At 65.2% G+C, this 305-nt stretch carries 1 protein-coding gene; it reads left to right on the forward strand.

The features are described from left to right. A partial coding sequence (locus tag HYE77_RS32450; protein ID WP_177070621.1) for a M10 family metallopeptidase C-terminal domain-containing protein occupies positions 1–305 on the forward strand: 305 nt, incomplete at both ends.

Below are 305 nucleotides of genomic sequence, written 5' to 3' on the forward strand. Positions count from 1 at the left end.
CCTGCTGATCGGCAACGATGCCGCCAATGAACTGCGTGGCGGTGCCGGCAACGACATCCTCTACGGTGCGGGCGGCGCGGACAAGCTGTGGGGCGGGGCGGGCAACGATACCTTCGTGTTCGCCGCCGTTTCCGACTCGGCACCCAAGGCCGCCGACCGGATCATGGATTTTGTCAGCGGCCAGGACAAGATCGATCTGTCGGGGATCACCCACGGTGCGGCGTTGAACTTCGTCAATGCCTTCACCGGGCATGCCGGTGATGCCGTGCTGACCTATGCCTCGGGCACCAACCTGGGCAGCCTGG

Origin of the sequence: Pseudomonas sp. IPO3774, from assembly GCF_013386835.1 — a bacterium.
Classification (GTDB): Bacteria; Pseudomonadota; Gammaproteobacteria; order Pseudomonadales; family Pseudomonadaceae; genus Aquipseudomonas.